At 62.9% G+C, this 19576-nt stretch carries 14 protein-coding genes; 4 read left to right on the top strand and 10 right to left on the bottom strand.

Annotation, left to right across the window (positions count from 1 at the left end):
* Positions 1 to 69: 69 nt before the first annotated feature.
* Entirely contained in the window at positions 70 to 711 is a 642-nt protein-coding gene (locus tag M2281_RS04950) for a DedA family protein (RefSeq protein ID WP_280819974.1), read from the bottom strand.
* 246 nt (positions 712 to 957) lie between these two features.
* Between M2281_RS04950 and M2281_RS04945 the strand changes: the two genes are divergently transcribed.
* Positions 958 to 1269, top strand: coding sequence for a glycine zipper domain-containing protein (locus tag M2281_RS04945; RefSeq protein ID WP_280819973.1), 312 nt, complete (start codon positions 958 to 960; stop codon positions 1267 to 1269).
* Between the two features lie 30 nt (positions 1270 to 1299).
* Here the strand turns inward: M2281_RS04945 and M2281_RS04940 are convergent, their stop codons facing one another.
* The 3 genes from M2281_RS04940 to M2281_RS04930 all read right to left on the bottom strand — a co-directional run bounded on the left by M2281_RS04940 (position 1300) and on the right by M2281_RS04930 (position 7535).
* Entirely contained in the window at positions 1300 to 4455 is a 3156-nt protein-coding gene (locus M2281_RS04940) for an efflux RND transporter permease subunit (RefSeq protein ID WP_280819972.1), read from the bottom strand.
* On the bottom strand, positions 4452 to 5645 hold the full coding sequence (locus tag M2281_RS04935; RefSeq protein ID WP_280819971.1) for an efflux RND transporter periplasmic adaptor subunit: 1194 nt from the start codon (positions 5643 to 5645) through the stop codon (positions 4452 to 4454). Before M2281_RS04935 ends, M2281_RS04940 begins: the two co-directional genes overlap by 4 nt.
* 138 nt (positions 5646 to 5783) lie before the next feature.
* Positions 5784 to 7535, bottom strand: a complete 1752-nt coding sequence (locus M2281_RS04930; protein ID WP_280821119.1) for a chloride channel protein — start codon at positions 7533 to 7535, stop codon at positions 5784 to 5786.
* A gap of 245 nt (positions 7536 to 7780) precedes the next feature.
* On the opposite strand from M2281_RS04930, the gene M2281_RS04925 reads away from it, so the two are divergent.
* The 3 genes from M2281_RS04925 to M2281_RS04915 all read left to right on the top strand — a co-directional run bounded on the left by M2281_RS04925 (position 7781) and on the right by M2281_RS04915 (position 13248).
* On the top strand, positions 7781 to 8764 hold the full coding sequence (locus tag M2281_RS04925) for a zinc-dependent alcohol dehydrogenase family protein (RefSeq protein WP_280819970.1): 984 nt from the start codon (positions 7781 to 7783) through the stop codon (positions 8762 to 8764).
* Between the two features lie 230 nt (positions 8765 to 8994).
* Positions 8995 to 10125 (top strand): efflux RND transporter periplasmic adaptor subunit, encoded by a 1131-nt coding sequence (locus M2281_RS04920; protein ID WP_280819969.1) that lies wholly within the window; start codon positions 8995 to 8997, stop codon positions 10123 to 10125.
* A 48-nt stretch (positions 10126 to 10173) separates the two neighbouring features.
* Positions 10174 to 13248: an efflux RND transporter permease subunit gene (locus tag M2281_RS04915; protein ID WP_280819968.1), complete on the top strand. Its 3075-nt coding sequence runs from the start codon at positions 10174 to 10176 to the stop codon at positions 13246 to 13248.
* Between the two features lie 49 nt (positions 13249 to 13297).
* Here the strand turns inward: M2281_RS04915 and M2281_RS04910 are convergent, their stop codons facing one another.
* From M2281_RS04910 to M2281_RS04885, 6 genes are all read right to left on the bottom strand, one after another.
* The gene (locus tag M2281_RS04910) at positions 13298 to 14242 is read right to left on the bottom strand and encodes a DUF5996 family protein (RefSeq protein WP_280819967.1); all 945 of its coding nucleotides are present in this window, start codon (positions 14240 to 14242) and stop codon (positions 13298 to 13300) included.
* Between the two features lie 100 nt (positions 14243 to 14342).
* Positions 14343 to 15722, bottom strand: a complete 1380-nt coding sequence (locus M2281_RS04905) for an FGGY-family carbohydrate kinase (RefSeq protein WP_280819966.1) — start codon at positions 15720 to 15722, stop codon at positions 14343 to 14345.
* A 3-nt stretch (positions 15723 to 15725) separates the two neighbouring features.
* Positions 15726 to 16043: an L-rhamnose mutarotase gene (gene rhaM / locus M2281_RS04900; protein ID WP_280819965.1), complete on the bottom strand. Its 318-nt coding sequence runs from the start codon at positions 16041 to 16043 to the stop codon at positions 15726 to 15728.
* A complete protein-coding gene (locus tag M2281_RS04895) occupies positions 16043 to 17047 on the bottom strand; it encodes an ABC transporter permease (protein ID WP_280819964.1) in 1005 nt (334 codons plus the stop codon). The genes rhaM and M2281_RS04895 overlap by 1 nt, the downstream gene beginning before the upstream one ends.
* A complete protein-coding gene (locus M2281_RS04890; protein ID WP_280819963.1) occupies positions 17044 to 18021 on the bottom strand; it encodes an ABC transporter permease in 978 nt (325 codons plus the stop codon). Before M2281_RS04890 ends, M2281_RS04895 begins: the two co-directional genes overlap by 4 nt.
* The gene (locus M2281_RS04885; protein ID WP_280819962.1) at positions 18018 to 19571 is read right to left on the bottom strand and encodes a sugar ABC transporter ATP-binding protein; all 1554 of its coding nucleotides are present in this window, start codon (positions 19569 to 19571) and stop codon (positions 18018 to 18020) included. The genes M2281_RS04890 and M2281_RS04885 overlap by 4 nt, the downstream gene beginning before the upstream one ends.
* Between the last annotated feature and the right edge of the window lie 5 nt (positions 19572 to 19576).

Genomic DNA, 19576 nt, shown 5'->3' with positions numbered 1-19576 from the left:
TTCCTGCCGCCGACCTTCGAGGTCGGCGGCATGGGCTTCCGAAGTTCAAATAACTGTAGACGCTACAGCTCAGAGCGGGCCGGGCAGTGCGGCCCTGGCACGCAGCTCCAGCTCCTTCTCGTGATGCCGGAAGAACAGATATCCGGCGATCACAGCGACGAGCGCCCCGATAAGCAGTATCGCGCCGACCGGACCGGCAACGGCTGTGATGCGCTCTCCAAAGAAGTAGGCGCCGCAGCCAAACAGGGTTGCCCAGCAAATTCCGCCCGCTGCGTTCATCAGCAGGAAGTGGGGCCAGGCCATCCGGTTGGCTCCGGCAAGCACGGCCGCAAAGGCGCGCAGGAAGGCGACGAAGCGCCCGAAGAAGACGATCTTGCCGCCATGTTTGAGGAACATGTACTGGCCGACCTTAAGCCGGCCCTCGTCGAGACGAATGTAGCGGCCATATTTGGTCAGCAGCTTAAGGCCGATCGTATGGCCGATCAGGTAGCCGATATTGTCGCCGATTATGGCGCCAGCCGATGCAATTGCGATCACATGCACCAGATCGATGTTGTGGGTCGCGCCGGCATAAAGCGAGGCCGATACCAGCGCCGTTTCGCCGGGCATGGGAATCCCCATGCTTTCGCCCATCACCACGAAGAAGAGCACCCATAGCCCGTAGGTATGAAACAGTTGGTGGAGCAACTCTGGTGAAAGGATATCGGGCATGGGGATACGCTGCGAGCCTGCTTGAAGAGTTAGAATGTCTGCACCGGCCATAGGTTGCAGCCGGCCCGGATATGAAGCGCGACGGGCAAGGCATGATCATGACTTTTTCCATCGTACCGCAAAGAAAATTTGATCCTTTTGCGCCGATTTCGCCTGACATCTCAACGGATACGCGCCGGCGGCGCCCGGTGACGCCCAAAAGTTGATGTGCTATCTAGCTCGCATCGATAACAGGAGAGGTCTTCGATGAAAATACGCTTGTCTTTGGCCGCCGCCCTGGCGCTGACGACTCTTGCGCTCGCCGGTTGCAACACGCCGGGGGAACGTGCGGTTGGTGGCGGCGCGATCGGCGCGGGCGTTGGCGCCCTGGCTGGTCAGGCCATCGGTGGGAACACGGGTAGCACCGTTGCGGGCGCCCTGATCGGCGGCGCTGCCGGCGCTGCTATCGGCGCCTCGACCGCGCCCAACATGTGCGTCTATCAGCAGTTCGACAAGCGCGGCCGTCCGCTTTACGACCGCTATGGCAACCCGCGCACCTATCAGGCGCCCTGCCGCTAACATGTTGTTGGCCGCTCAGGCTGGCCAAACTCAGTTCTTGCCGCCCGCTGCTTCCGTCGAAGCGGCGGGCGTTTCCTTATCGGCGCTCGCCTCAGCTCCCTTGTGACGGAACCGGGCAAGCCGGGCCGAAGCCCATTCGCTGAAAATCTCCATGTAGAGATAGGTCACCGGCGTGGTGAAGAGCGTAAGCGCCTGTGAGACGATCAGGCCGCCCACCACGGCAACGCCCAACGGCTGGCGCAGATCGGCGCCGGCGCCTATGCCCACTGCGATGGGAAGCGTCACCAAGAGGGCAGCCATCGTGGTCATCATGATCGGTCGGAAGCGCAACACCGCCGCTTCGTAGATGGCTTCCTCGGCGGACTTGCCCTCGATGCGCACGCGCTCCAGCGCAAAATCCACCATCATGATCGCGTTCTTCTTCACGATACCGATCAGCATCAGCAGGCCGATGATCGCCATCATGGTCAGGTCGAAGCCGAAAATGTTCAGGAAGAACAGTGCGCCGACACTGGCCGACGGCAGCGTGAGCAGAATGGTGATCGGATGCACGAAGCTCTCATAGAGCACGCCCAGCACCACATAGACCGCAAACAGCGCCGCGATGATCAGCATGGGCTGCGTCGCCAGCGACGCCTGGAATTCGTGCGCCGTACCCTGGAAGGTGGGCGTGACGGTGTCCGGCATGCCTATCTCGGCCGCGGCCTTGTTGATGGAGTCCACCGCCTGGCCCAGGGACACGCCCGGCGCCAGGTTGAACGAGAGCGTGACCGAGGGGAACTGGCCCTGGTGGTTGACCGCAATCGTTGTCGGTGTCGGCTCAAGCGTTGCGAACTGGCTGATCGGGATCAGCTGGCCGCCGGTTCCGTGGACGTAGATGCGTGACAGCGCGGAGACATCCGTCTGGTACTGCGGGGCGACCTGCAGGACGATGTGATAGGTGTTGAGCGGCCCGTAGAGTTGGGTCACGAAGGGCTGGCCGAAGGCATCGTAGAGCGTCTGCTCGATTTCGGTCACGTTGACGCCGAGGCGGGCGGCATTGTCCCGGTTGATCTTGATCATCAGCTGCGAGCTGCCGGTCTGCTGGTCGCTTGCCACGTCCTGAAGGCCGGGAACGGTCTTCAGCTTGGCCAGCATCTTCGGGCCCCATTCGTTCAGCTCATCCAGGTTTATGTCCTGCAGCGTGTACTGGTACTGCGTTGCGGTCAGGCGCGCGCCGATCTGGATGTTCTGGATCGACTGCAGGAACGTCGTCACGCCGGGCAGCTCGGCGAGCTTTGGTCGCAGGCGCTGGATGAACTGGCTCGCCGTTCCCAAGCGCTCGCTGTAGGCCTTGAGCTGGATGAATATGCGCCCGTTATTCAGGCCCGAACTCGAACTGCCGCCGATCGAGGAGCCGAAGGCTTCGACGTCCGGGTCCTGCGCGATGATGCGCGCCACGGCCTCCTGCCGGCTCGCCATGCCCGCGAACGAGATATCCTGGTCTGCCTGGGTAAAGCCGAAGACGAGGCCCGTATCCTCCTGCGGGAAAAAGCCCTTCGGCATGGAATAGAACATCCATGCCGAAACGGCGATCAGCAGGAGGTTCAAGGTCATGATCGCGAGCCGGTGCCGCAGGGTGAAGTGCAGGCCGCGCTCATAGGCGTCGAGCATGTATTGGAAGCCGCGCTCGCTCCATTGATAGATCCGGCCGTGCTTCTCTTCCTTGGGGTTCTGAAGCACCAGCGAAGCCATCATCGGCGACAGCGTCAATGCAATCACCGCCGACAGGATCACAGCGAGCGTCACCACAATGCCGAATTCGTGGAACAGGCGGCCCGCGGTGCCGCTCATGAACAGGATGGGGATGAAGACCGCCACCAGGGACACCGTGATCGACACGATGGTGAAGCCGATTTCCTTCGCGCCCAAAAGCGCGGCGGTGACGCGATCGTGCCCCGCTTCGAGATACCGGTAGATGTTCTCCAGCATGACGATGGCGTCGTCCACGACAAGGCCCGCGGCAAGCGTCAGCGCCATCAGGGAGAGGTTGTCGAGGCTGTAACCCAGTATGTACATGAGGCCGAAGGTGCCAACCAGTGACAGCGGCACGGTCACACTCGGGATCAATGTCGCCCAGACATTGCGCAGGAACAGGAAGATCACCAGCACCACCAGAACGACCGCCGCCAGCAGCGTCAGCTTGACGTCGGTGAAGCTCTCGCGGATCGAAAGCGACCGGTCGCTGATGATCGAGAGATTGATCGAGGGCGGAATGCCGGCCTGCAACTGCGGCAGGGTCGCCTTGATCTGATCGACCAGTTGTATCGTATTTGCGCCGGGCTGGCGCCAGATGCCGATCATCTCGCCACGCGTCGTGCCGACCCAGCTTGCCTGAAGCGGGCTTTCGGATCCTGCGGTGACCGTGGCCATGTCTTCCAATCGAACAGGTGCTCCGTCGCGATAGGCCACCACCGAGCGTCCGATCTCCTTGGTGTCGAAAAGCTGTCCGTTGGTAGCGATCTGGTAGGACTGCTGCGGCCCTTGCAGCGTGCCAACCGGCAGGTCGGCAGTGAGGCTGGCGATCGAATTGGCGACGTCGTCGAGTCCGATGCCGCGTGCGGCCAGCGCCAGCGGGTTGACGCTGACGGTGGGCGCATATTTCTGCTCCCCGAAGATCAGCACCTGGCCGACGCCCGGGATGGCTGAAATCCGCTGGGCGATGTTCAGGTCGGCATATTGGTCGAGCTGCGTCAGGGGCATCACGGAAGAGGTAAGCCCGAGGATGAGGACGGGGTGATCCGCCGGGTTCACCTTCCTGTAGGTGGGAGGCGTCGGCAGGGTCTTCGGCAGCGAGCCTTGAGCGGCATTGATTGCCGACTGCACGTCGCTCGCAGCCCCATCGATATTGCGGGAAAGGTCGAACTGAAGGGTAATCAGCGTGTTGCCGAGCGTGCTCGACGAGGTGATCTGGTTGACGCCGGGCAGATCGGCGAATTGCCGCTCGAGCGGCTGCGCGACCGAGGCGGCCATAGTTTCCGGATCGGCGCCCGGCAGGCTGGCCGACACCGAGATTGTAGGAGAGTCGATCGTGGGAAGCGCCGACACGGGCAGCAGGTAGTAACCGATCACGCCGCCCACCAACAATGCCAGCATGAGGAGGAAAGTGGCGATCGGCCGCGCAATGAATGGCGCGGAAATGTTCATTGGGTAGCCACTCCGCCAGGGTCTGCCGGGGTGACCGCAGCAATCCCGGTGTTATTGTTGGCGATGGCCACAGCGGTGCCGGGCGTAAGCCTGGATTGGCCGACAGTGACGACTTGCTCGCCCTCATCGAGGCCCGAACCGATCAGCGAGACGTTGTCTTCGGTCTGGGTGACGGTCACCGGCCGCATCTCGACCGTGTTGTCCGGTTTCACCACATAGACGAAAGTGCCCCTCGGCCCGGTCTGCACAGCAGCGCTGGACACCGTGACACCGTTCTCAACCGTCTCGACCACGAGATGGGCATTGAGGAACTGGCCGGGCCACAGCGCTTCGTCCTTGTTGGGGAACTTCGCCTTCAGCTTCACCGTGCCGCTTGCCTGGTCGACCTGGTTGTCGACGAGCTCCAACGTGCCTCGCGCGATCTCTTTCTGGTCGGCGGGGTCATAGGCCAGGACCGTCAGCTTGCCTTGGCTCATGGCGCTGCGCACGCGCGGAATGTCGGTCTCGGGGATGGTGAACACGACGTAGATCGGCTTGATCTGGGTGACCACGACCAGCGTGCCGGAGTTCGCCTGCACGAGATTGCCGAGGTCCACTTGCCGGATGCCGGTTATCCCGTCGATGGGCGAGCGGATGGAGGCATATTCGACATTCAGCTTGGCCGCGTCGATCATCGCCTTGTCGCCGGCAATGATCGCTTCATCCGCCGCCACGGTAGCCTTCTGGGTGGCCACTTGCTGCTCTGGCGCGAAGGAGCGTTTGAGCAGATCGGAATAGCGGACAAGATCCTTCTGCGCGTTGACGAGATTGGCCTGGTCCTTGGCAAGGTTTGCGTCGGCCTGGTCGAGCGTCGCCTGGAAGGGGCGAACGTCGAGTTGGATCAGGAGATCGCCGGCCTTGACCTCCTGGCCTTCCTTGAAATTGACGTCGACGACGTTGCCTTCCACCCGACTCTTGACGCCCACGGTGTTGTACGCGGTGACTGCGCCCAGCCCGCGGATGATGACCGGCGTGTTCTTGGTGCCGGCGGTTGCCGTCATCACCGGAACAGGCGCGGGCACAGTGCGGGCCGCCGCCGTGTTGGCGGATGGACCGCCGCGCATGGTGTTGTTGTGGAAGGCCACAAGTCCGATGCTGACACCGACGATGGCGGCAGCGCACCAGATGATAAGTTTGAACAGTTTTCCCATCCGCCAGGAGCACTTTCAGGTAGGCGTATTGTACGCCCTTGGCGATGGATTAATTCATCAATCGGTACTGGGGTTCCTCCGGGGAACGTCACTAGTTGGTGACTGGCAAGTTACCGGAAAGCCGGCAAAATCCCGCCGTCAGCGCTCCCCGGAAATGTCGCGACGGACCTTGTCGAGCTCCTCCGCATAGCGCCGCAGCAGATGGCCCTCCGTCAGAAGGCCAACGACCTTGCGGCCGACGAAATCCTGGACGACCGCCAGCTCTTCGCTGCCGGAACGACTGAACGCTTCGGCGGCCGCCTTCACGTTCATCGTCGGCACCAGCACCGTGTCTCGGTATTTCGCGAGATCGGCGATCAGCTCATGCTCGCCCGCCGGGTCCGGGTGTCTGGCGTGGACCTCGGCGACGACAAGTATGCCGAGATATTTCTTTTCGGGGCCGATGACGATCACGCGCTGGGTGGAGCCCAGCGGAACCGCATTTCGGAACTCGGCCACAGTCATATCGCCGGAGACAGTGCGCACATCCTCACGCATCATGCTGCCGACGGTAAGGTTGCGCATCCAGCCGATGTCCTGCGCGCCGCGTATGGTTTCTCCGCGCAGATGGAAGCGCCAGGTCGAGAAGGAGAAGCCGAAGGCCTCCCGCACCAGCAGCGACGACACGATGGCTGCAGCCAGCACCACGCCGGTAAGCGCAAGATTGCCGCTCGATTCCAGCGCGAGGAACGTCATGGTCAGCGGTCCGCCGACCACGCCCACGGCCAAGGATGTCATGCCGATGACCGCCGCGACCAGTGGATCGATGCCGACTTCGGGCGACAGTATTCCCATGCCGGCGGCGAATATCTTGCCCAGCAGCGCTCCCAGAAACAGCGAGGCGAAGAACAGGCCGCCGCGAAAACCGGATCCAAGCGAGACGGCGGAAGCGATCAGCTTGAGCAGGAAAAGCTGGGCGACGACATAGAGCTCGTAGTTCATCGCCAGTTCCCGGTGCAGGCCGCCATGGCCACTCGAGAGGACCTGCGGCGTGATGAGGCCGAGCAGCCCGACGATGCAGCCGCCGATCACCGGGCGCAGGGTGGCATCCACCGACAGTTTGGAGAAGAACCGCTCCACCAGCGTGACGAGACGCATGATGCTTATGGAAACCCCACCCGCAATCAGGCCGAGGATGATGTAAGGCACGTATTGCGATGCGGTCAGCGGCGGCAACGTGCCGAGGTCGAGCGGCAACTGGATGCCGCCGAAGTATGCCGTCGTCAGCGAGGCGGAAACCGCGGCCGCCATCACCGGCGCGACATTGGCGATGGAGTATGTGCTGATGATGAGTTCAAAGGCATAGAACGCGCCGGTAAGCGGTGCACCGAAGGCCGCCGCGATCGCAGCGCCTGCGCCGCAGCCGACCAGGATGCGCACGTCGCCGCGGCGAAGGCCGCACTTCCTCGCGATCCAGGAGGCAATGCCGGAACCGGTCTGTGTATAGGCCGCCTCCAGTCCCACCGACGCGCCGAAGCCGGTCGAAATAATCGTTTGTCCTGCAACGATGAAGGTGTCCGTCATCGACAGGCGCCCGCCATAGAGGGCATTGGCCTCGATCGGGTCTATCGGCGTGCGAAACCGTCGCCACCTCAGATAGGCGACGCTCAGGCCCAGTACGCCGCCGCCGATGGCCGGTATCAGTGCCTGCCACGGGCTGGCCAGGGAAAACATCGCCGAAAGGCGGGCACCTGGCTGCAAACCGAAAAGCAGCCAGTGCATCGTCTGCACGATCCAGCCCATCGCGGTGACAAGTGCGCCTGCTATTACGCCGACTATGCAGCCCAAAAGGACGATTGCGATGCCGCGGGCATTGAGGAAACGCAAGGTAGCACGGACCTGCTCAAGCAGGCGTCCGGGTTCGGTAGCTGTGAAGGAATCTAGGCGCACGTCAAAGTCCAATCGGCAGGAATCGACATTAGCAACAGCGCCCGTATTTGGACAATTGCATGATCGAACGAAGCGGCCTGCGCTTTAGCGCAAAGGGCCAGCCGCCGCAGGAAAATTCGTGATGAATTCGCAACGTGCCTGCAATGCAGCGTAGAAGCGATTGTGTTAGCATCCACCCCAACGAAGGCTAGTCCGGTGGAGCGAGCATGAAGGCGATGGTGCTGGAAGCTGTGGGGCGGCCGCTGGTGTTCTCGGAGCGGCCGGATCCGGTGCCGGGGCCAGGCCAGATCAGACTAGAAGTCGAAGCTTGCGCCGTGTGCCGCACCGATCTCCATGTCGTCGATGGCGATCTTCCGGATCCGAAGCTTCCGCTGGTTCCCGGCCATGAAATCGTCGGCATCGTCGATGCCGTTGGCGAAGGGGTCGACGCCGCGCGCATCGGTCGGCGCGTCGGGGGGCCGTGGCTCGGCCACACCTGCGGCACATGCCCTTATTGCCGGATGTGCTCGGAAAACCTTTGCGACTATCCGGAATTCACCGGCTACACGCGCGATGGCGGCTTTGCCACCCATGTGGTCGCGGACTCGGACTTTGCCTTCGACCTAGACATGGAAGCCGATCCGGTTTCGCTTGCGCCGCTTCTCTGTGCGGGCCTGATCGGCTGGCGGTCGCTGAAACGTGCGGGTGAAGGCCGGCGCGTCGGCCTCTACGGTTTCGGCGCCGCTGCCCACATCATCGCGCAGGTTTGCATATGGCAGGGGCGCGAGGTCTATGCCTTCACTCGGGCGGGCGACGTCGAAGCGCAGAACTTTGCACGCGAAATCGGCGCGATCTGGGCAGGCGGCTCGGACGCCCAGCCTCCGGAGCAGCTCGATGCCGCGATCATCTTCGCGCCGGTGGGCGCGCTGGTGCCGGAGGCGCTGCGCGCAGTGCGCAAGGGCGGTCGCGTGGTCTGCGGCGGCATTCACATGAGCGACATTCCTTCGATGCCCTATGCGCTTTTATGGGAGGAGCGGGAACTGGTTTCCGTTGCCAACCTGACGCGGCAGGATGCCCAGGAGTTCTTTCCGGTAGCCCGGGAAGCGGGTGTCCGCACGCACACCATGCCTTATCCGCTGGAGCAGGCGAACACGGCCCTTGCCGATCTGCGTGCCGGGCGGTTCAGTGGCGCTGCTGTATTGATTCCGTAATGAAATAGAAGGGTTATGCCGACCCTGAAGCGGCCGGAGCCGCGTCGCTCGGACGCGAACCGTTGCCGTGGCCTTCCCATTGGCGGGATGCATACCTAGCTATTGGGGTGACGTGTTCGAATTCATATAGCGAACCTTATCCCGCCAGCTATTGCGCAACATTATTGCGCCCGGGGTATTGATGCAGGACAGGCTTCGCAGGGGCACTCGTAACCTTGGAAAGGGTAGCGATGCTGAAGCGCATGATGATCATGCTGGCCCTGGTCGCAGTGGTCCTGGGCGGAGTCTTCGGATTTGAGGCCTTCCGGGCGGCGATGATCGAGAAGGTTATGGCCTCCCTGGCCAATCCGCCACAAACCGTATCGACGATGGTGGCGGAAACGCAAGCCTGGCAGCCGCAGCTGGAGGCGGTCGGCAGTTTGCGTGCGGTCAACGGGGCTAATCTCAGCGCGCAGGTCTCCGGCATCGTCTCGGCTATCCACTTCGAGTCCGGTACCGACGTGGACGAGGGCGATCTCCTGCTGGAGCTTGCCGCGGCCGATGACATCGCCCACCTCGAGGCCCTGAAGGCGACGGCGGCACTCGCCAAGATAACCTTCGACCGCGACGACGCCCTCGTTAAATCCAGAACGGTGAGCAAGCAGGTCGTCGATACCGACAAAGGCAACATGCTGAATGCCCAGGCGCTGGCGGCCCAGCAGCAGGCCTTGATTGACTACAAGTCGATCAGGGCGCCTTTTGCGGGGCGGCTCGGCATCCGCCAGGCTGACCTAGGCCAGTATCTGCCCGCGGGCACGTCGATCGTGACCTTGCAACAACTCGACCCGATCTATGTCGACTTCTTCGTCCCCCAGCAGTCACTGGCGCAGATCAAGGTCGGCCAGCCGATCAAGGCCAAGGTCGACACCTATCCCGACAAGGCTTTCCCCGGGAAGATCTCGGCCATCAACTCGCAGGTGGAAGCTGCGACGCGCAACGTGCTGATGCGGGCGACCTTGCAGAACAAGGAGCACCTGCTGCTCCCCGGCATGTTCGCCACGGTCGACATCGATATCTCTGCGCCGCAGAAACTGGTGACCCTTCCGCAGACCGCGATCGCCTACAATTCCTACGGCAACATCGTCTATCTGGTCGACAAGCAGGGCACCGACGCCAACGGCCAGCCTCAACTCGTCGCCCGCCAGACATTCGTTACCACGGGTGCGACGCGGGGCGATCAGGTGGCGGTGATCGATGGCGTGAAGGATGGCGATGTCGTGGTGACCGCCGGCCAGATCAAGCTGCGCAACGGCGTGCCTATCAAGATCGAAAACGATGTGCAGCCTTTGAATAGCCCCAATCCACAACCGGTCGACAAGTGATGGGCGGGTAACCCACCAGCTAGCCGACATGGAATGCGGTAGGTCGTGATGAACTTCACCGACATCTTTATCCGCCGTCCCGTCCTCGCGATCGTCGTCAGCCTGGCGATCCTCGTGCTCGGCTTGCGCGCGGTCGGATCCCTGCCGATCCTCCAATATCCCCGCACGGAAAACGCCGTCGTCACGGTCACCACGACTTATTACGGCGCGGACCCGCAAGTCATCGCAGGCTTCATCGCCACGCCGCTCGAGAACGCCATCGCGCAGGCAAACGGCATCGACTACATGAGTTCGACCAGCCAGTCGGGCGTCAACATCATCACGATCTATCTGCGGCTCAACTACGATGCCGACAAGGCGCTGACCGAGATCAACACCAAGGTGGCCTCGGTCATCAATCAGCTGCCATCCGGCACCCAGCAGCCGGTGTTGAGCGTGAAGGTCGGGCAGACCATCGACGCCATGTATATGGGCTTCGACAGTGATGTCCTGCCGCGCAACAAGATAACCGACTACCTCACGCGCGTGGTCCAGCCCAAATTGCAGGCCGTGCCCGGCGTCCAGACGGCGGAAATTCTCGGTGGCCAGAATTTTGCGCTCAGGGCCTGGCTCGACCCGCTCAAGCTGGCCGCCTTCGGCTTGACGGCCACAGAAGTCTCCAACGCGCTGCAGCAGAACGACTACATCGCCGGGCTCGGCAACACCAAGGGCCAGATGGTGCAGGTGAACCTCACCGCCTCGACCAATCTGCACAGCGTCGAGGAATTCTCCAACCTGATCGTCAAGCAGACAGGCGGCGCCATCGTGCGCCTGAAGGACGTGGCCAATGTCTCGCTCGGCGCGGACGACTATGAATCGCAGGTTGCCTTCGATGGCAAGCAGGCGGTCTATATCGGCATCCAGATCGCGCCGGCTGCCAATCTGCTCGACGTGATTTCCGGCGTGCGCAAGCTGTTTCCCGGCATTCAGGCCCAGCTGCCGCAAGGTTTACGCGGCGCCATCGTCTACGACTCGACCGACTTCGTGAACAGTTCGATCAGCGAAGTGATCTGGACCCTCGGCGAAGCGCTGCTGATCGTCACGCTGGTCATCTTCGCCTTCCTGGGGTCGTTGCGCTCGGTGCTGATCCCAACCGTCGCCATTCCACTGTCGCTCATCGGCACCTTCACGATGATGCTGGCGCTCGGCTTCTCAATCAATCTGCTGACGCTTCTGGCCCTGGTGCTGGCCATCGGCCTTGTCGTGGACGACGCCATCATCGTGGTCGAGAACGTTAACCGCCACCTCGACGAGGGCCAGAAACCCATACCTGCCGCAATCTTGGCAGCGCGGGAACTCGGCGGCCCGATCATTGCGATGACGGTCGTGCTGGTTGCCGTCTATGTCCCGATCGGCTTCCAGGGTGGATTGACCGGCGCACTGTTCACCGAGTTCGCCTTCACGCTGGTGGGCGCGGTGACGGTGTCGGCGATCATCGCGCTGACGCTTTCGCCGATGATGTGTTCACGCATCCTCAAGCCGCGCTCGCCCGACAGGCGCGGCTGGCAGGAGAGATTGGCCGATTTCATCGATAGAACATTCGATCGCGTGCGCAATGGCTATGAGCGGACGCTGCGCGGCAGCCTCGACTATCTTTCGGTGACGGGGCTTTTCGCGCTGATCGTGTTGGGGAGCATCTATTTCCTCTACACCGGCGCCAAGAGCGAGCTTGCGCCGCAGGAAGACGAGGGCGTCATCATCGCCTCGTCGACACCGGCGCCCAACGCGACGCTGGACCAGAAGCTGCTTTATTCGAGGCAGGTCTACCAGATTTATGCGAAGTATCCGGAGACGGCTCATGTGTTCCAGATCGATGCTCCGGGCACGTCGATCGGCGGCATGGTGTTCACGCCCTGGGACCAGCGCACGCGGACCACGAACGAGCTGCAGCCGATAATCCAGAAGCAGCTCGACGATATCGCCGGTACCCGCGTCGCGGCCTTCCAGCTGCCGCCTCTGCCGGGCAGCCAGGGCCTCCCGGTGCAGTTCGTTCTTGGAACGACGGAGTCGTTTGAGCAGCTCAATCAGGTGGCGCAGAATTTCCTGCAGGAAGCCGTGAAGAGCGGCATGTTCATCTTCCTCGACAGCGACCTCAAGATCGACAATCCGCAGTCGATCGTCCGGTTGGATCGCAACAAGACCGCCCAGCTCGGCCTTAACATGAGCGACGTTGGCTCGGCGCTCGCCAACATGCTGGGCGGCGGCTACGTCAACTATTTCAGCCTGGACAACCGCTCGTACAAGGTGATCCCGCAGGTGCAGCAACGCAGCCGGCTGAACGTCCAGCAGTTGATGAACTACTATATCGGCAGCGTGAACGGCGTCCCCATCCCGCTTTCGACGGTGGCGACGGTCGAGACCAAGACCATTCCGGAATCGATCAACCACTTTCAGCAGCTGAACAGCGCGACGATCCAAGGTGTCGCCGCGCCGGGCGTCGCACAGGCCGATGCGCTGAATTATTTGAAGGATCTTGCCCAAAAAACCCTGCCGCAGGGCTATTCAATCGACTACGGGGGACTGTCGCGGCAGTACATCCAGGAGTCATCCGGCTTCGTCGTCACCTTCGGCTTTGCGCTGATCGTGATTTACCTGGCTCTGGCGGCGCTGTTCGAGAGTTTTCGCGACCCCGCCATCATTCTCGTCTCGGTGCCGATGTCGATTGCCGGCGCACTGATCTTCATCAGCGTGGGCTTAGGCGGCGCGAGCCTCAATATCTACACCGAAGTTGGCCTGGTGACCCTGATGGGCCTGATCAGCAAGCACGGCATCCTGATCGTGGAGTTCGCCAACACGCTGCAGCTGGAAGGCAAGTCCAAGCGCGAAGCCATCGAGCAGGCATGCGGCATCCGGCTTCGCCCGATCCTGATGACGACGGCAGCCATGGTGCTGGGCGTCATTCCGCTGATCACCGCCACCGGCGCCGGCGCAGTGTCGCGCTACAATATGGGCCTGGTGATTGCCAGCGGCCTGGCCATCGGGACGCTGTTCACGCTGTTCGTCGTGCCGGCCGTCTATCTGATGATCGCGGCCGATCATTCGAAGCGGCGGGAGATCGAGGAAGTGGTCGAGCCGCAGGCGTAGAGGTTTGCGCCGGAGCGGCGGCAACGAACCGCCGCTCGCACTAGTCAGGTCAAACGAGTCGCGGCCGCCTGGGCTCGCCCGGCGCGCATTCGAGATTGGCGCAATCCCAGTTTCCGAGATCGGCTGCCGCCCGGTAGGTGGTGTCCAGGAATGCCAGCAGCGCGGCAGCTGGATCGCCTGCACGCCGAACGTCGTCATACGGCAGCAGAAATTCGCCCAGCGTCTTGTCGAAATAGGCCGCGCCGGGCGCGACCTTCGCGTCGGCAAAACCGGGCGGAGCTGGATAGGCATAGGAATAGAAGGCGGGAAAATCGACGCCGCCGCCTCCCGGCCAAAAACCTGCCGAGGAAACTTCGTGACTGTAGGCTTCACGGGTGACTGCATCGGGCAGGCTCGGAACGCCGCCGGGATGCAGCGGCGCACGCCTGCCCGAAAAACGCGTGACGGCCATGTCGAAGCTGCCCCAGAAAAGATGGATCGGACTGACCTTGCCAAGATACGAGGTGCGGAACTTGTAGAATACCGACGAGATCGAGACGGAGGCCCTGAAGAAGCGATGCACCGCATCGGCGTCATAGGGGCGTTCGCTGAGATCCGACTCGAAGGGAATTTGGTCCGGAACCTCGTTCGGATGGTCGTCCATCTTGGGCGTGCCGCCAAGGAACTCGATCAATTCCAGAACATGCGCATGAAAGGCTGCGACCGACATCGGCTCCAAGGCGAAGCTCGCCTGACGTCCCTCGGTGGAAGCGCCAATGATGCGATGGGCGATCAGGTCGAAGCTCAGCTCAATGCCGCCCGGCCGATCCGGCACCAGACCGGTCGTGAAGCCGCGCGCATTAGGGTAAAGCGTTGCGTGCCAGGAGTGATTGACCCATGGCGTGCGGGCGAGCCGGTATTTTCCAACGACCTGGAAGTAGAGGTGGAGCGCCGAGCAGGTGTCGCGCCAGGCGAGGTAGGGGATATCGGGCCATTCTTGGGCGGTCTGAGCCATGTCCAAACTCTCCTTGACGGCGATGTTGCAAGCCGGCGCTTCAATGAGCGACAGTATTGAAAGCTAGGGTAAGTCTGGAGGCTAGTCAAAGCCGGCCTGGCTACGCGCAAATTTCGGCCACTGCCTTGCGCCAGGCGTCCGCATACTGCGCGAAGGATTGATTGACGGGCCTAGCCTCGGGGCTCTCGGTCGGCATCTGTTTGCCGGCAGAGCCGGTCGCCAGCAGCGCGGCTCCGGTGGTGGTGCCGGTTTCCCGGCCGTCTTGCGGCAGCACGGGGCGTCCGGTTGCGGCGCCGAGCATTTCTCCAAAAAGCGCGTTCTTGCCGAAGGGGCCCTCCACGACGATGTCGCCGTCCGCGCCGATGAGATCGAGACAGGTGGCCGTCATCAGCGCGAGGTAGAAGGAAGCGGCGACCAGCCGTTCACCTGGCCCAGGCTGTCCCATCCAGCGCGCGCTCGAGTGGGGAAACGGTCCCGACCCTTGCTGCACCGAGGGCAGGAGTAGAATCCGTTCGGCCAGCACGCGCTCGACGTCCCGCTGGGTCCAGTCGGCACCGAGCCCGGCAGTGAGCATTTCGTACTCCCGTCCGCCCATGAACCGGGCGGAGGGCACCGGCGTGCCCAGCGCACTGACATTCACCAGCGTGTCGCGCGCCTCGTCGAGCGGCTTCTGCCTGCCGCCCACGGCCATGGTCACCACCCATGTTCCGGTCGAGACCACGGAAAGGCGATGCTTGCGCGCGACGAGATGCGGCAAGAGCGAGGCGTTGGAATCGTGCAGGCCGCACAGCACCGGCGTTTGCGGGTCGAGCCCGGTGCGCCGCGCGATTTTGGGCAGGATCGGCCCCAACCGGTCGCCCGCCGCGCGCAGCGGAGGCATCAGGCCTCGCCAGCCCATGGCATCGACGAGCGCCGAGAAGTCGCGGCGTGCGGGGCTCCACAGATCGGTGTGGCAGCCAAGCGACGTGACCTCGGAAGCTCGCACTCCGCTCAGCTGATAGGCCCAGTATTGCGGGTAGGGAAGGATGGATCGCACGGCCGCGAACCGGTCGGGAAATGCCTTCGCCTGCCAGTGGATTTGCGCACCGAGATTGAGGCCAAGCGGCAGGCGCGGCGTCCCTGTTTCGGAAAATGGCGGGCGCAGCGCGTCATATTCGCCGGCGACGGTGTCCGGGCCGTCGTGCTCATAGTCGAGGACCGGCAGCGCAAGTTCCCCGTCCGCATCGAGCAGCGCGGCGGTAGCACCGTGCGTGGTTATCGAAATGGCCTCGATCGCGTTCTCACGAGCAAACTCGGCGAGCCCGGCGAGGATGAAAGACCAGAGCCGGTCGACATCATGGTGCGGGTAGGGCGCGGCGTTCACCGCCCTGTTGGGCGTCTTCAGTACGGCGATTTCGCGCAAAATTTCCGCATCCACCAGCGCCAGCTTGGCGTTGGTCTTACCGATATCAATGACGGCGACGTGGCGCGGCGCTGCCATCGCTCATTCCATGTGGAAGACGGTTTCAAGCGGCACGGCGACGGGCTCGTTGTCGGGCCTCGTTTCCATGATGTCCGCCATGTAGGCCCACCAGCGCTGCATCACCGGATGCGCCGGTAGTTCGTCCATGCGGTGGTCGTCGCAGCGCCACAGAACCCCGAAGAGTGTGTTGGTTTCATCGTCGAGATGGATCGAGTAATCCGACACGCCCGCCTCCTTCAGCAGGGCGGCCAGCTCCGGCCAGATATCGTCATGTCGCCGCTTGTACTCGGCCTTCATGCCGGGATTGAGCTTCATGCGGAACGCATACTTCTCGGCCATCAGGCAGCCTTTCTCATGAAGCGGCGCCACACCAGCGGTAGCGCGATGACGAGGATAAGCAGCAGGCCGACGAAAATCGACATGACGATGCCAGGCACATTGAGCAGGCCGAGGCCGAAGGTGACCAGCCCCATGATGAGCGCCGCCAGCACCACGCCCGCTATGCTGCCCGAGCCGCCGAGGATGGAGACCCCGCCAAGCACCACCATGGTGATGACTTCGAGCTCATAGCCCTGCGCAATGGACGGCCGCGTCGAGCCGAGCCGCGAGGTGATGAGCACGGCGGCGATGCCGGACATCAGCCCGGTGAGGCAGAAGAGGGTGAGCTTGATGCGATCCACCCTCACGCCGGAGAACTGCGCGGCGACCAGGTTGTTGCCGATGGCGAAGACGTAGCGGCCGAAATTCGTCCGATGCAGCAGGACGTAGTAGACGGCCGCCGCCGCCAGGAACAGTGCAAGCTCGAAGGACACCACCCACCACACGTAGCCTTGGCCGAAGAAGGCGAAACTGGTCGGATAGCCCTTGTAGGCCTGATCGCCGAGGATGATGAAGGCGATGCCCCGAAACAGGCTCATCGTGCCGATTGTGACCACGATGGATGGCAGGCCAAGACGCGTCACCAACAGGCCGTTGAAGAAGCCGCAGGCCAGCCCCACGCAAATGCCGATGACGACCAGCGCCGGCGTGCCAAAGCCGAATTGCACCGCCATGCCCATCAGGGTCGATGCCAAGGCGATGATTGCGGCCACCGACAGGTCGATCTCGCCAGCGATGATCAGCAGCGCCATGGCCAGCGCGATCAGCGCCTTTTCGGTGAAGTTGAACGTCAGGTCGGAAAGCGACCAGACGTCGAGGAAATAGGGCGAGGCAAAACTGTTGATGATGAAGATCGCGACCGCCACAGCGATCAGCAACGCCTCCCAGCTAAGCAGAGCAGAGCGAAGCGGCCGGTCGAGACGGTCGGGTATATGGCGCGCTTGTGCGGGCTGGACGGTGCTCATGCCGCTTCCGCCTTCTTCAGGATGATACGGCCTTGCCGGCGCTCGCCGCGCGCATTGAGCACGACCGCGAGGATGATGGCGCTGCCGGAAATCGCCATCTGCCAGAAGGGCGAGACGTTGATGACGGGAAGTGCGGTGCTGATGATGCCGAGAAACAGCGCGCCCAGCACTGCGCCGCCGACCGAGCCGATGCCGCCGGCAATCGAAACGCCGCCGATCACGCAGGCGGCAATGATGTTGAGCTCATAGCCATTGGCGATCTCGACCGAGGCGATGACGTAGCGCGATACCCAAAGGTAGCCACAAATGCCGGCGACCAGCCCGGAGATGCAGAAGGCGAGGAATTTTGTCCGCCCGACGTCGATGCCGGCATAGACGGCAGCCGTGGGGTTCACGCCGATGGCGTAGAAGGAGCGGCCAAGCGCTGTGCGCGTCAGCATCAGGAAGAACGCAGCAATTGCCGCGATGGCGAACCATGACAGCAGCGGGACGCCGATGAACTGCATGCGCTGCAGGCCGATGAAGGCCGGGCTCATGCGGTCGGCGTTGACCCACGCGCCGCCGGAAATCACGAAGGTTGCGCCGCGATAGATGGTGAGCGTGCCAAGCGTGACGACAATGGACGGGATATCCAGCTTCCACACCAGCAGTCCATTGACGGTACCGAGCAGCAGTCCGACACCGGCCGCGGCCAGCATGAGCATCGGCACGGGAATGGCCGGATAGGCCGCGTTCAGCATGGCCACCACCATGCCGGTGAAAGCGAGGTTGGAGGCCATGGAAAGATCGATGGAGCGGGTGAGGATGACTACCATCTGCCCGAGCGCAAGGATCATCAGGATCGAGGTGTCGTTGAAGATGGTCGCGAGATTGCCGGGGCTGGCAAACGCGCCGAAGCGCGTCGAGATCAGGCCGATCAGCAGGACGATCGCACCCGCGAGCCAGATTTCGCGGTGTCTGATCAGCCGGTTCATTCCGCGATCCCCGCCGCTGCGCGCACCAGCGTTTCGGCGTTCAGCCCGTTATTCTCATAGACGGCCGCGATACGGCCCTCGCGCATCACTACCACCCGGTCCGACATGCCCAGGATCTCAGGCAGTTCGGACGAGACCATGATGACCGACAGCCCCTCGGCCACCAGTTCGGCCATGAAGCCGTGGACGGCGGCCTTGGAGCCGATGTCGATGCCCTTGGTCGGCTCGTCGAGGATGATCACCCTTGGCGCGGTCGCGAGCCATTTTGCGATCACCACCTTCTGCTGGTTGCCGCCCGACAGCGTGCCGACGTCCTGGCTGAGCGAGGATGCGCGCAGGTCGAGCCGTTCGGTATATTCGCGCGCCAGCGCAAATTCGTTGGCCAGCCGCAGGAAGCCAGACCCGGAGGTGCGCTTCAGCGAGGGCAGCGACACATTCTGGAAGATCGGCAGGCCAATCACCACGCCCTGCTTGCCGCGCTCTTCCGGCACGTAGACGATGCCGCGTTCGACCGCGTCGGCTGTCGAGCGCACCGAGATGACATTGCCGTCGAGCGAGATGGTCCCGCGGCTGGTGCGCGTGATGCCGGCAACCGCCTGCATGACCTCGCTGCGACCCGCGCCAACCAGCCCGTAGAGGCCCAAGATTTCGCAGCGGCGCAACTCAAAGCCGATGCCGTCGAATTCGGTCGGATGCGACAGGTCCGAGACCGCGAGCACCGTCGGCCCGACCTCGGTCTTGCGCTTGGGGAAAATCTGGTCGACCGAGCGGCCAACCATCAATTTCACGAGATCGCCTTGGCTGGTTCCGGGGATCAGCCCTTCGCCCACCATTTCGCCGTCGCGGAACACGGTGTAGCGGTCGGCGATGCGGTAGATCTCGTCGAACTTGTGGCTGATGAAGAGGACCGCCTTGCCCTCGTTCTTCAGGAATTCGATGAGCAGGAAAAGCTCCTCGATCTCCTTGGCCGACAGCGCGGCGGTGGGCTCGTCCATGATGACGATCTGTGCGTCGATCGACATAGCCCGCCCGACCGCCACCAGATGCTTGTTGGCGATGCCGAGGTCCTTCAGCCGCGCATCGGCATCGATATGTCCGGCGCCGAGCGTTTCGAGCACCTCGCGCGCCTGGGCGCGCATGGTCTTCCAGTCGATGGTGCCGAAACGCGTTCGCGGCGCGTGGCCGAGAAAAATGTTCTCGGCTACCGAAAGCTCGTCGAACAGCACTGTCTCCTGATGGATCGCGGTGATGCCATGCTCGAAGGCAGCATGCGCGGACGGAAGCGTCACCGGCTTGCCGGCGACGGCGATCTCGCCGGCGTCGGGCTGGTAGATGCCGGTCAGGATCTTGACGAGGGTCGATTTGCCCGCGCCGTTTTCGCCGATCAGCGCCGTTACCTGGCCCGGATAGAGCGACAGGCTGACATTGCGCAGCGCCCGCACGCCGGGGAAGCTCTTGGCTATGCCCGAAAGCGTGAGGAGCGGCGTCTTGACCTCCCCCTCGAGGGAAGGGTCGCGAACAATGTCAGCGGGGTGGGGGTCGGCAAGCATCACCG

This window comes from Pseudaminobacter soli (ex Li et al. 2025), assembly GCF_029892515.1.
In the GTDB taxonomy this organism is placed as follows: domain Bacteria; phylum Pseudomonadota; class Alphaproteobacteria; order Rhizobiales; family Rhizobiaceae; genus Pseudaminobacter; species Pseudaminobacter soli_A.
The sequence above is the reverse complement of the archived record's forward strand: the minus strand, read 5'-3'. Positions and strand labels throughout refer to the sequence as shown.

Coding starts and splice junctions, on each gene's coding strand:
- M2281_RS04950 (WP_280819974.1), bottom strand. CDS start 711: ATGCCCGATATCCTTTCACCAGAGTTGCTCCACCAACTGTTTCATACC.
- M2281_RS04945 (WP_280819973.1), top strand. CDS start 958: ATGAAAATACGCTTGTCTTTGGCCGCCGCCCTGGCGCTGACGACTCTT.
- M2281_RS04940 (WP_280819972.1), bottom strand. CDS start 4,455: ATGAACATTTCCGCGCCATTCATTGCGCGGCCGATCGCCACTTTCCTC.
- M2281_RS04935 (WP_280819971.1), bottom strand. CDS start 5,645: ATGGGAAAACTGTTCAAACTTATCATCTGGTGCGCTGCCGCCATCGTC.
- M2281_RS04925 (WP_280819970.1), top strand. CDS start 7,781: ATGAAGGCGATGGTGCTGGAAGCTGTGGGGCGGCCGCTGGTGTTCTCG.
- M2281_RS04920 (WP_280819969.1), top strand. CDS start 8,995: ATGCTGAAGCGCATGATGATCATGCTGGCCCTGGTCGCAGTGGTCCTG.
- M2281_RS04915 (WP_280819968.1), top strand. CDS start 10,174: ATGAACTTCACCGACATCTTTATCCGCCGTCCCGTCCTCGCGATCGTC.
- M2281_RS04910 (WP_280819967.1), bottom strand. CDS start 14,242: ATGGCTCAGACCGCCCAAGAATGGCCCGATATCCCCTACCTCGCCTGG.
- M2281_RS04905 (WP_280819966.1), bottom strand. CDS start 15,722: ATGGCAGCGCCGCGCCACGTCGCCGTCATTGATATCGGTAAGACCAAC.
- rhaM (WP_280819965.1), bottom strand. CDS start 16,043: ATGGCCGAGAAGTATGCGTTCCGCATGAAGCTCAATCCCGGCATGAAG.
- M2281_RS04895 (WP_280819964.1), bottom strand. CDS start 17,047: ATGAGCACCGTCCAGCCCGCACAAGCGCGCCATATACCCGACCGTCTC.
- M2281_RS04890 (WP_280819963.1), bottom strand. CDS start 18,021: ATGAACCGGCTGATCAGACACCGCGAAATCTGGCTCGCGGGTGCGATC.
- M2281_RS04885 (WP_280819962.1), bottom strand. CDS start 19,571: ATGCTTGCCGACCCCCACCCCGCTGACATTGTTCGCGACCCTTCCCTC.